Here is a 9433-nt window from a genome sequence, read left to right as displayed (position 1 = left end):
TCCGTATCTATCCAAACAAAGAACAAGAAGTCCTAATCGCTAAAACGATTGGTTGCAGTCGATTTGTGTTTAACCACTTCTTGGCGAAGTGGAATGAAACGTACAAAGAAACGGGTAAAGGATTATCATACGAAGTATGTTCTTCCGAACTGCCGAACCTGAAAAAAGAGTTGCCATGGCTCAAAGAAGTAGACAGCATCGCTATTCAGTCGGCAGTAAAAAATCTTGCCGATGCGTACTCACGATTCTTCAAGAAGCAAAATGATGCACCACGTTTCAAGTCAAAAAGGAAATTGAACGACCTCCGTGTTATTTACTTAGCTATACAGTCCAGCAGATAACTATAATTCTAAAAAAGTATCGACTGAAACACGCAAAAGAAGGACAAAGCTTAGATAATTTGTTCATGAGCTTCGATCACATCAGAACCAAACATCTCGACGTAGTTGCGAACAATTTCAATAGAAGAATGACCGAGTGCCTTTTGTAATCGAAACGGATCCCCGCCATTTTTAATGTAATGTTTTGCGAAAGTATAGCGGAACTTATGCGGCGATAAAGTCATTCCCTTTATTCCTACCTTATCACCGTACTCATGAAGTCTCTTTCGCACGGTATCCTTACTTAACTGTTCCCCGAATGAATTGCAGAATAAGAAATCGTATTCTGTTTGAGGTTCCCGTATTGTCAAGTATTTTTGGAGAACGCGGAATAACGTTTTAGAGATACCTACAGGGCGTTCTTTTTGTCCCTTTCCGTGCGTAATTAAAATGTAGGCTTCATCAAGATGAACATCCTGAATACGAATATGAACTAATTCATTCACGCGAATCCCCGTATCAAATAATGTCCACATGATTGCCCAATCCCTAAAGTCAGCAAACGTACATTTTGCCATATCTGGTTTCTTCAAAATTTTATCAAGTACCTCATCCGGTAATGTTTTAGTTACTTCCTTTTTTACTTTCATTGGCGCAAGGCTTGCTATAGGATTAGATTCAATATAATTTTTTTTGTATAAGAAGTTGCACCATGCCCTGATTGCAGAGAATCGATTTTTACACGTAACGGGCTTACAGCCACGTTCATTAAGCAAATAGTCCATGTAATCTTCAATGTCTGTAGAAATCCATTTATTAGGATTTAAGTCCAAGCGCCTTTCTTCTAGGAATTTACGAAAATAACAACCTAACACTTCCTCATACCATTCAATGGTTCTTTCCGTACAGCCAGCCCGTTTTCTATCTGCGATAAAAATTTGAAGGGACCTATCGAAATCACCTCCTACCGCTTCTTTTTGACCTCGCAGACGTTGTTCAAATGGCATTTTCGGCATAAAAAATCTCTCCTTTCATAGTCGAGAACGCACGAATACGTGTTCCAACACGAAAAGAGAGACTGTGTGAGTAATATGTATACACACGGTTTTTACAGCGCACACACGACGTTTCACATATCGTCATCACATTCGATAAACCGCGTCAAATCAACGTTTTTGGCGGGAGAGGGTGGGAATCGAACCCACCGGACGCCTCACGGACGTCCCGCTCGGTTTTGAAGACCGGGGAGGGCACCAGCGCCTCATCCACCCCCATGCTATCCTAGTATAATGAAATCCCTTTATCATTACAACTTTTGCGAAGTTTTTACACGAGTTTCGTGAGCGCATTTCCTGGCTGCGCGCCTCTCTTACTTCCTTCTTACTTCCTTCTTCCTTCTTTAAAATCTGGAAAATTTAAAACTATACTTATCACATAGACACTTAACTTTTTCTACCGTGATCCGGCGTTTGATAAAACCATAAAAAATCTAAAAAAGGGGATTGCCTTTGAGCGCGCTCAAACGTGTACATTAATGATATGGAAAAAGAACTCAAAGAACTCACAATTCAACAGGTATCATCAATGACCGGAATGAGTGTTCATACGCTTCGGTATTACGAGCGGATCGGTCTCCTTGAGCCGGTAAAAAGGGATGCGAACGGCTATCGCCTGTATTCTGTGGAGAATTTCGCATGGATTGAATTTTTGGACCGCCTGCGGACGACAGGAATGTCCATCCGGCAGATGCAGACTTTTGCAACTCTCCGCAGCCAGGGTCCTATCACGGTCACAGAACGTAAGCTCCTGCTCGAGGAGCACCGTCGAAACGTTCAGGAACAGATTCAGGAGCTGGAAAAGAACCTCGCCGTCATTGGTGAAAAGATTGACTATTATACGAAGATAGCAGAGGAGAGTCGAACAGATGAAGACTGAACAAACGGCAGTCGAACAAATGAGTGAGAGTGCACGGTATGAGCGCGGGCTGGCCAGGCTTGCCGAAGTTGACGGCCACGTGGGAGAAGAAGTGGTGGCTCCGCTGGGTGATTTGGGAAAATATATCGTTGAATTTGCGTTTGGTGATATTTACAGCCGGGAGGGGCTGAACTTGCGGGAACGTGAAATCGCGACGGTTGGTATGCTTACGGTGCTGGGGGGCCGTGAACCCCAGTTAAAGGTGCATATTAGAGCAGCGTTAAACGTTGGATTAACTTATGAAGAAGTGGAGGAAATCATCATTCAAACCGTGCCATATGCCGGATTTCCTACCGCTATTAACGCAATAAACATACTCCGCCAGCTTAAAAAGGAAGATGGGGCTGGATGAAAAAAGTCAGCTTGCCTGTTCACTTGTTTCCCCTGCTTGGCTCATTTTATCTCTTGAATTAGCTCAACCTAACGTGCTAGTGCTTTCCCTGTTTTTGTCCTGCCCTTTCTCCTTGCGGTATACTGGATTCAACGAATGAGAGATGATAGCGGCGAAAGGAGAAGAGAAGAACACATGCAAGAGGGAGAACGCATGAACGAACAACCAAACCAACAAACAAACTCATTTCACCACACGATAGGAATTGCCGGCCATATTGATCACGGGAAAACGTCCTTAACAAAAAATCTCACCGGGGTAGATACCGACCGGCTGAAAGAAGAAAAAGAGCGGAACATTTCCATTGAACTTGGCTTCGCACCGTGTGTCCTGCCGAATGGCCAAACCGTTGGCATCGTTGATGTGCCGGGTCATGAGCGGTTTATTCGCCAGATGATTGCGGGTGCGGCAGGGATTGACCTGGTGCTTCTTGTTATTGCAGCCGATGAGGGCATTATGCCGCAGACGCGCGAGCATGTCGACATCCTTCGCTTTCTTGGGATTCAAAAGGGCATTATTACGCTCACTAAAATCGACAGTGTAGAGGAAGAGTGGCTGGCGATGGTGAAGGAGGAAGTGGCCAACTGGGCGCAGGAAACGTTTCTGGCCGATGCGCCGATCGTTGCCGTAAGCAATAAAACGGGAGAGGGGATGCAGGAACTCCTCCATACGATTGAAAAGGAGATTTCCGGCATCCCGCAGCGCAGTTCGGCTGCCCCTTTCCGTATGCCGATTGACCGGGCGTTTACCGTTAAAGGGGCGGGAACCGTTGTGACCGGCACCATTTACGAGGGGACGGTTGTGGAAGGGGATTCTTTGCAACTGCTCCCCGACGAAACCATGTTGCGCGTTCGCCAAATTCATGTCCACCATCAGCAGGTTAAGCAGGCAGCCGCGGGGCAGCGCGCCGCCCTCAACATTGTGGGTACAAGGGAAGTCGAACGGGGAATGACCTTAACCTCACCCGGGTATTTTCAGGCAACATCAAGGCTTGATCTCCACTTTACGATGCTTGGAAGCCTCGACTTCTCCCTTAAGCAACGTACCCGCGTCCGGCTTCATATGGGAACCGCCGAGGTCATCGGGAAACTTGTCTTTTTTGACCGCAACGAGATGAAGCCCGGTGAAGAAACGGTATGCCAGCTGCAGCTAGAAGAATCGGTTGTCACCAAGAAGGGAGACCCGCTTATCCTGAGAAGACTCTCGCCCGTGACCACTCTTGGCGGCGGGTATGTGGTTGACCCGTACGCAGCTCGGCATCGCTTTGGAGAGGAGACTGTGCGGCGCCTCAACAGGTTGGCCGAAGATTCCCCCGAAGAACAGCTTATCCAGTATCTTGAACAGGCAGAGTTTGCTACGGAGGAAGAATTGGCCCACCAGCTTGCGATGAATATAGAGGGCGTGCGGGCTCTCCTCAAGGGAAGCATCCAATCTGGAGACGTGAAACTCCTCGGCAGAGAAGAGTCATCCTACCAGGATCCAACCCAACAGGGGTCGCCTGACCAGGGAGCATTCCGTCAAGAATCATCCCGCCAGACGTTTGTTCTGCTTACGCGTACGCTAACGGCCTGGGAGGAGCGCCTCACCGGCGAACTCCGTAATTACCATGCGACCTATCCGCTGCGGGTGGGAGCCGGCAAAGCAGCAATGAAAAGCAGCTTATTCAAAAACATGCCTGACAAGCTGTGGCGTTATTTAGTAGAAGAAACAGGCCGAAACGAAAAAATCAAAGAGTCCAACGATATGATTTACCTGGCATCCCATACTCCACAGTACCCTCAGGCCCAGCGGGAGTCGATCCACAAGGCACTCGATGCTCTTCAACAATCCGGACTTACACCGCCATCCTGGGAGGCGCTGATGCGGGAACACGGCATCACAGGGCAATTGGGGAGTGAACTAAAAGCTCTGCTGACACAGCGGGAAGAGATTTTGCCCTTAACGGAAGAAATCTATATAGATAAGAAGGAATGGCTGCGCGGTGTGGAAAAGCTCCGTGCGGAGAGTCAGCCGGATGACATTCTCACACCCGCTCTTGCAAAAGATATACTGGGCTTGTCCCGCAAATACCTGATCCCGTTTCTCGAATCGCTTGATAAATATAGACAAACGAAACGAACGGAGGCCGGGCGGGAGTGGCTGCCGTCTGGAAGTTTATAGTTCAACAAGCATTTAGGATGGGTGCGGGTGATTGGTTTTCCGACCTTTGCTGAACGGCACTATCGTTCAACAATCATTAGAACTGGTTTCATTTAAATAGATCAGCGGCATCCTTTTTGTTTAACCATCCGAAATTCAAAATTTTATTCGCCTTTTTCCTTGCTTTTTCAATTAATATACGATAACATATTCAAGGTCTGGGCTGTTGCATAAACGGCCGAGAAAAACCCTTGCATTCTCCATTGTATTTATATATAATGTTGAATGTTGGTCGATGGACGCGATGAAGTGGGAGGTTGCTGACACACCCGGCTCCGATGCCATGGCCGGCGTCAGGTTTTTTCCACTGAGAAATGTCCGTTTATAAAATGGGCGAAAAGGAGGGACTAAAATGGCAAAGCAAAAAATTCGTATTCGCTTGAAAGCATACGATCACAGAATTCTTGACCAGTCCGCAGAAAAGATTGTTGACACCGCAAAGCGTTCAGGTGCAGAGGTATCTGGCCCGATTCCGCTTCCGACTGAGAAATCGGTCTTCACGATTTTGCGTGCGGTACACAAATACAAAGATTCTCGTGAGCAATTCGAAATGCGCACACACAAGCGCTTGATCGATATTGTAAATCCAACACCGCAAACTGTTGATTCGCTTATGCGTCTTGACCTGCCATCCGGTGTGGACATTGAAATCAAACTGTAAGTTTTGAATTCGACGTTAATGAACGAAAATGAACGAATAAATAAAGGATACAAAATGATTATTTAGGAGGTGGCTCTAATGACTAAAGGAATCTTAGGTAAAAAAATTGGGATGACCCAGGTTTTTACTGCGGAAGGCGTAGTTGTTCCTGTAACTGTTATCGAAGCAGGTCCTTGCGTTGTTCTTCAGAAGAAGGACGTGACAACAGATGGCTATGAAGCGATTCAAATCGGCTTCGCTGACAAGAAGGAAGTACGCGCTACCAAGCCTGAAAAAGGCCATGCAGCAAAAGCAAATACAACACCTAAGCGCTTCGTACGTGAACTTCGTAATGTAGATTTAAACCAATACGAAGTAGGTCAAGAGTTAAAAGCTGATGTTTTTGCAGAAGGTGACGTGATTGACGTAACCGGTACTTCAAAAGGGAAAGGTTTTGCAGGTGCAATTAAGCGCCACGGACAAAGCCGTGGACCTATGGCGCACGGTTCCCGTTATCATCGTCGTCCTGGTTCGATGGGTTCTATCGCTGCCAACCGTGTTCTGAAAGGGAAGGCATTGCCTGGACGCATGGGCGGAGAGAAAGTAACCATCCAGAACCTTGAAGTGGTATCTGTTGATACAGACCGCAACTTGTTGCTCGTAAAAGGTGCTGTTCCTGGCCCTAAAAATAGCTTCGTAACTATTAAATCTGCCGTTAAAGGCAACAAATAAACAAGAAAGGAGGACTCCTAATGCCTAAAGTAACAATGTACAACCAAACAGGTTCACAGGTAGGCGAAATTGAATTAGCGGATTCCGTATTCGGAATTGAGCCTAACAAATCTGTACTTGCTGATGCTGTAATTATGCAACAAGCTTCTCTGCGCGCTGGAACACACGCTGTAAAAAACCGTTCAGCGGTGCGTGGCGGTGGTCGTAAACCCTGGAAACAAAAAGGAACAGGACGCGCTCGTCAGGGCAGCATCCGTGCTCCACAATGGGTAGGCGGTGGTGTTGTTTTCGGACCGACTCCTCGCAGCTACTCTTTCAAGCTTCCTAAGAAAGTTCGTCGTCTGGCTATCAAATCTGCTCTTTCTTCTAAAGTGCAAAACGATGAGCTGGTAGTATTGGATGCTTTAACGTTTGATGCGCCAAAAACAAAAGATATGGTGAAAGTGCTTGGCAACCTGAACCTTGACAGAAAAGTTCTTGTTGTAACGGATGAGTACAATGATGCGGTTGCTCTTTCTGCCCGCAATATTCCTGGTGTGAAATTTGTTGCTGCGAATGGAATCAACGTGCTTGATGTTCTCCATCATGACAAGTTGCTCATTACGAAAGACGCAGTCGCAAAAGTTGAGGAGGTGCTTGTATAATGAAAGATCCTCGCGATATTATCAAGCGCCCGGTTATTACCGAACGTACAGCTGACCTCATGGCTGATAACAAATACGTATTCGAAGTGGATTTACGTGCAAACAAAACGGAAATCAAAGATGCCGTCCAACGTATTTTTGATGTGAAGGTTGTTAATGTAAACACAATGCGTGTTAAAGGTAAGCCGAAGCGTGTGGGTAAATATTTCGGATATCGCTCTGATTGGAAAAAGGCGATTGTTGAATTGAGTAAAGATAGTAAAGCTCTCGAATTCTTTGAAGGTGTTTAATAAACGACAGAGCGAAGGAGGGAAATTAAATGGCAATTAAAAAGTATAAACCGACTTCTCCTGGTCGCCGTCAAATGACTGTGTCTACTTTTGAAGAGATTACAACCTCAACTCCTGAGAAATCTCTGCTTGCTCCTAAATCTAAGACAGCAGGCCGTAACAATCAAGGTAAAATCACAGTTCGTCATCATGGTGGCGGTCATAAGCAGAAATACCGTATTATCGACTTCAAACGCAACAAAGACGGGATTCCTGGCAAAGTAGCAACAATTGAGTACGATCCGAACCGTTCCGCTAACATTGCTCTCATCAATTATGTAGACGGTGAAAAACGTTATATTCTTGCTCCGAACGGATTAACTGTCGGTACTGTTATTATGTCCGGTACTGATGCAGATATTAAAGTGGGTAACGCTCTTCCACTGGAAAATATTCCGGTTGGTACAGTCATCCACAACATCGAACTAAAACCTGGTAAAGGCGGCCAACTGGTTCGTTCTGCAGGTGCGGAAGCTCAACTTCTTGGTAAAGATGGCGACTATGCGATTGTACGCCTTGCATCTGGTGAGACTCGCATGATTCGCAAAGAATGCCGCGCTACCATCGGTCAGGTAGGTAATCTTGACCATGAATTGATTAATATTGGTAAAGCCGGACGTTCACGCTGGAAAGGGATTCGCCCGACAGTTCGCGGTTCAGTAATGAATCCTAACGATCACCCGCATGGTGGTGGTGAAGGTCGTGCGCCTATCGGACGCAGCGGTCCTGTTACTCCTTGGGGTAAACCGACTCTTGGCGCGAAAACCCGCAAGAAAAAGAAACACTCTAGTAAGTACATTATTCGCAGCCGCAAAAAATAATGTTAGCAAGGTGCGGTGGATTACAACCGCACTTCTATCACGAAGGGAGGTTCGTTCATGGGACGCAGCTTAAAAAAAGGGCCTTTTGTTGATGATCATTTAATGAAAAAGGTCGAAGAGCAAAATGGAAAAGGCGAAAAGCGTGTCATTAAGACATGGTCTCGCCGTTCTACAATCTTCCCAGATTTCGTTGGACACACATTCGCAGTGTACGATGGTCGTAAGCATGTACCTGTTTATGTAACTGAAGATATGGTCGGACACAAGCTCGGAGAATTCGCTCCGACTCGTACGTTTAAAGGACACGTAGATTCAGATAAGAAAACAAAACGATAATAGACATTTACTGAACGCAAGAGAGGGGGTACCCACATGGAAGCAAAAGCTGTTGCTCGTTATATCCGTATTGCTCCTCGCAAGGTTCGACTTGTAGTCGATTTAATCCGAGGCAAGCAAGTAGGCGAGGCGATTGCTATTCTGCGTCATACGCCAAAAGGAGCTTCACCAGTCATCGAGAAAGTTCTTATGTCTGCTGTTGCCAATGCTGAACATAACTTAAACCTGGATTCGAACGATCTTGTTGTCAGCAAAGTGTTCGTTGATGAAGGTCCGACATTGAAACGTTTCCGTCCGCGCGCTATGGGTCGTGCGAGCCGGATTAACAAACGTACTAGTCACATTACGGTCGTAGTATCTGAAAAATAAGGAGGGATAGCGCGTGGGTCAAAAAGTTAGCCCGGTAGGACTTCGGGTTGGCATTATCCGTGACTGGGAATCGAAATGGTTCGCAGATAAAGATTATGCTACACTCTTACATGAAGACCTGAAGGTTCGTAAATATGTTCAAGACCAACTGAAAGACGCTTCCGTTTCTACTGTTGAAATCGAACGCGCAGCCAATCGTTTAAACGTTACTGTCCACACTGCCAAGCCAGGTATGGTTATTGGTAAAGGTGGTACGGAAGTTGAAAAACTTCGTAAAGCTCTGTCAAGCTTAACTGGCAAGAAGGTTCACATCAACATCAATGAAATTAAGAATCCTGATCTCGATGCGACTCTTGTTGCCCAGAGCATTGCCCGTCAGTTAGAAAACCGCATTTCTTTCCGCCGCGCACAGAAGCAGGCGCTCCAACGCACAATGCGTGCAGGTGCTCAAGGTATCAAGACAATGGTAAGCGGACGTCTTGGCGGAGCGGACATTGCCCGTTCTGAAGGATATAGCGAAGGCACGGTTCCTCTTCATACACTTCGTGCCGACATTGATTACGGTACAGCTGAAGCTGATACAACGTACGGAAAAATTGGTGTGAAAGTCTGGATTTACCGTGGAGAAGTTCTTCCTCAAGCGAAGAAAAGAAACACAGAGGAAGGAGGCCAATAATT

The 9433-nt window shown here is 46.2% G+C and carries 12 protein-coding genes, 1 tRNA gene and 1 pseudogene; 12 read left to right on the top strand and 2 right to left on the bottom strand.

Features of this window, described 5'->3' with window-relative positions:
• Window positions 1-290 (top strand): annotated as a pseudogene (locus H525_RS0105710) (helix-turn-helix domain-containing protein); the annotation flags it as partial.
• 101 nt (window positions 291-391) lie between these two features.
• On the opposite strand, the gene H525_RS22920 reads toward H525_RS0105710, so the two are convergent.
• Both H525_RS22920 and H525_RS27030 read right to left on the bottom strand, forming a co-directional pair.
• On the bottom strand, window positions 392-1327 hold the full coding sequence (locus tag H525_RS22920; RefSeq protein ID WP_211236978.1) for a tyrosine-type recombinase/integrase: 936 nt from the start codon (window positions 1325-1327) through the stop codon (window positions 392-394).
• 169 nt (window positions 1328-1496) lie between these two features.
• Window positions 1497-1593: transfer RNA gene (locus tag H525_RS27030), tRNA-Sec, on the bottom strand.
• Window positions 1594-1844: 251 nt separating this feature from the next.
• Between H525_RS27030 and H525_RS22915 the strand changes: the two genes are divergently transcribed.
• The 11 genes from H525_RS22915 (at window position 1845) to rpsC (ending at window position 9431) form a co-directional block, all read left to right on the top strand.
• Window positions 1845-2255 (top strand): MerR family transcriptional regulator, encoded by a 411-nt coding sequence (locus tag H525_RS22915; RefSeq protein ID WP_342664272.1) that lies wholly within the window; start codon window positions 1845-1847, stop codon window positions 2253-2255.
• On the top strand, window positions 2245-2646 hold the full coding sequence (locus tag H525_RS0105695) for a carboxymuconolactone decarboxylase family protein (protein WP_245590407.1): 402 nt from the start codon (window positions 2245-2247) through the stop codon (window positions 2644-2646). Before H525_RS22915 ends, H525_RS0105695 begins: the two co-directional genes overlap by 11 nt.
• A gap of 192 nt (window positions 2647-2838) precedes the next feature.
• The gene (selB, locus tag H525_RS0105690) at window positions 2839-4845 is read left to right on the top strand and encodes a selenocysteine-specific translation elongation factor (protein ID WP_162142472.1); all 2007 of its coding nucleotides are present in this window, start codon (window positions 2839-2841) and stop codon (window positions 4843-4845) included.
• Between the two features lie 391 nt (window positions 4846-5236).
• Window positions 5237-5545: a 30S ribosomal protein S10 gene (rpsJ, locus tag H525_RS0105685; protein ID WP_027415418.1), complete on the top strand. Its 309-nt coding sequence runs from the start codon at window positions 5237-5239 to the stop codon at window positions 5543-5545.
• Between the two features lie 78 nt (window positions 5546-5623).
• Complete coding sequence (gene rplC / locus H525_RS0105680) at window positions 5624-6256, top strand: 50S ribosomal protein L3 (RefSeq protein WP_027415417.1); 633 nt, start codon at window positions 5624-5626, stop codon at window positions 6254-6256.
• Window positions 6257-6276: 20 nt separating this feature from the next.
• Window positions 6277-6900 (top strand): 50S ribosomal protein L4, encoded by a 624-nt coding sequence (gene rplD, locus H525_RS0105675; RefSeq protein ID WP_027415416.1) that lies wholly within the window; start codon window positions 6277-6279, stop codon window positions 6898-6900.
• Window positions 6900-7190 (top strand): 50S ribosomal protein L23, encoded by a 291-nt coding sequence (gene rplW / locus H525_RS0105670; RefSeq protein ID WP_027415415.1) that lies wholly within the window; start codon window positions 6900-6902, stop codon window positions 7188-7190. The genes rplD and rplW overlap by 1 nt, the downstream gene beginning before the upstream one ends.
• 29 nt (window positions 7191-7219) lie before the next feature.
• Entirely contained in the window at window positions 7220-8050 is an 831-nt protein-coding gene (gene rplB, locus H525_RS0105665; RefSeq protein WP_027415414.1) for a 50S ribosomal protein L2, read from the top strand.
• 57 nt (window positions 8051-8107) lie between these two features.
• A complete protein-coding gene (gene rpsS / locus H525_RS0105660; RefSeq protein WP_027415413.1) occupies window positions 8108-8386 on the top strand; it encodes a 30S ribosomal protein S19 in 279 nt (92 codons plus the stop codon).
• Between the two features lie 36 nt (window positions 8387-8422).
• Window positions 8423-8755, top strand: coding sequence for a 50S ribosomal protein L22 (gene rplV, locus H525_RS0105655; RefSeq protein WP_027415412.1), 333 nt, complete (start codon window positions 8423-8425; stop codon window positions 8753-8755).
• A 13-nt stretch (window positions 8756-8768) separates the two neighbouring features.
• On the top strand, window positions 8769-9431 hold the full coding sequence (gene rpsC / locus H525_RS0105650; protein WP_027415411.1) for a 30S ribosomal protein S3: 663 nt from the start codon (window positions 8769-8771) through the stop codon (window positions 9429-9431).
• Window positions 9432-9433: the final 2 nt, after the last annotated feature.

Source organism: Aneurinibacillus terranovensis DSM 18919 (genome assembly GCF_000430625.1).
In the GTDB taxonomy this organism is placed as follows: Bacteria; Bacillota; Bacilli; order Aneurinibacillales; family Aneurinibacillaceae; genus Aneurinibacillus_B; species Aneurinibacillus_B terranovensis.
This window is presented reverse-complemented; position numbering and strand designations above follow the sequence as displayed.

What these genes read in the sequence shown, in the direction of transcription:
- H525_RS22920 (WP_211236978.1), bottom strand. Translation starts at nt 1,327, where the DNA reads ATGCCATTTGAACAACGTCTGCGAGGTCAAAAAGAAGCGGTAGGAGGT.
- rpsJ (WP_027415418.1), top strand. Translation starts at nt 5,237, where the DNA reads ATGGCAAAGCAAAAAATTCGTATTCGCTTGAAAGCATACGATCACAGA.
- rplD (WP_027415416.1), top strand. Translation starts at nt 6,277, where the DNA reads ATGCCTAAAGTAACAATGTACAACCAAACAGGTTCACAGGTAGGCGAA.
- rplW (WP_027415415.1), top strand. Translation starts at nt 6,900, where the DNA reads ATGAAAGATCCTCGCGATATTATCAAGCGCCCGGTTATTACCGAACGT.
- rplV (WP_027415412.1), top strand. Translation starts at nt 8,423, where the DNA reads ATGGAAGCAAAAGCTGTTGCTCGTTATATCCGTATTGCTCCTCGCAAG.
- rpsS (WP_027415413.1), top strand. Translation starts at nt 8,108, where the DNA reads ATGGGACGCAGCTTAAAAAAAGGGCCTTTTGTTGATGATCATTTAATG.
- rplB (WP_027415414.1), top strand. Translation starts at nt 7,220, where the DNA reads ATGGCAATTAAAAAGTATAAACCGACTTCTCCTGGTCGCCGTCAAATG.
- selB (WP_162142472.1), top strand. Translation starts at nt 2,839, where the DNA reads ATGAACGAACAACCAAACCAACAAACAAACTCATTTCACCACACGATA.
- rplC (WP_027415417.1), top strand. Translation starts at nt 5,624, where the DNA reads ATGACTAAAGGAATCTTAGGTAAAAAAATTGGGATGACCCAGGTTTTT.
- H525_RS0105695 (WP_245590407.1), top strand. Translation starts at nt 2,245, where the DNA reads ATGAAGACTGAACAAACGGCAGTCGAACAAATGAGTGAGAGTGCACGG.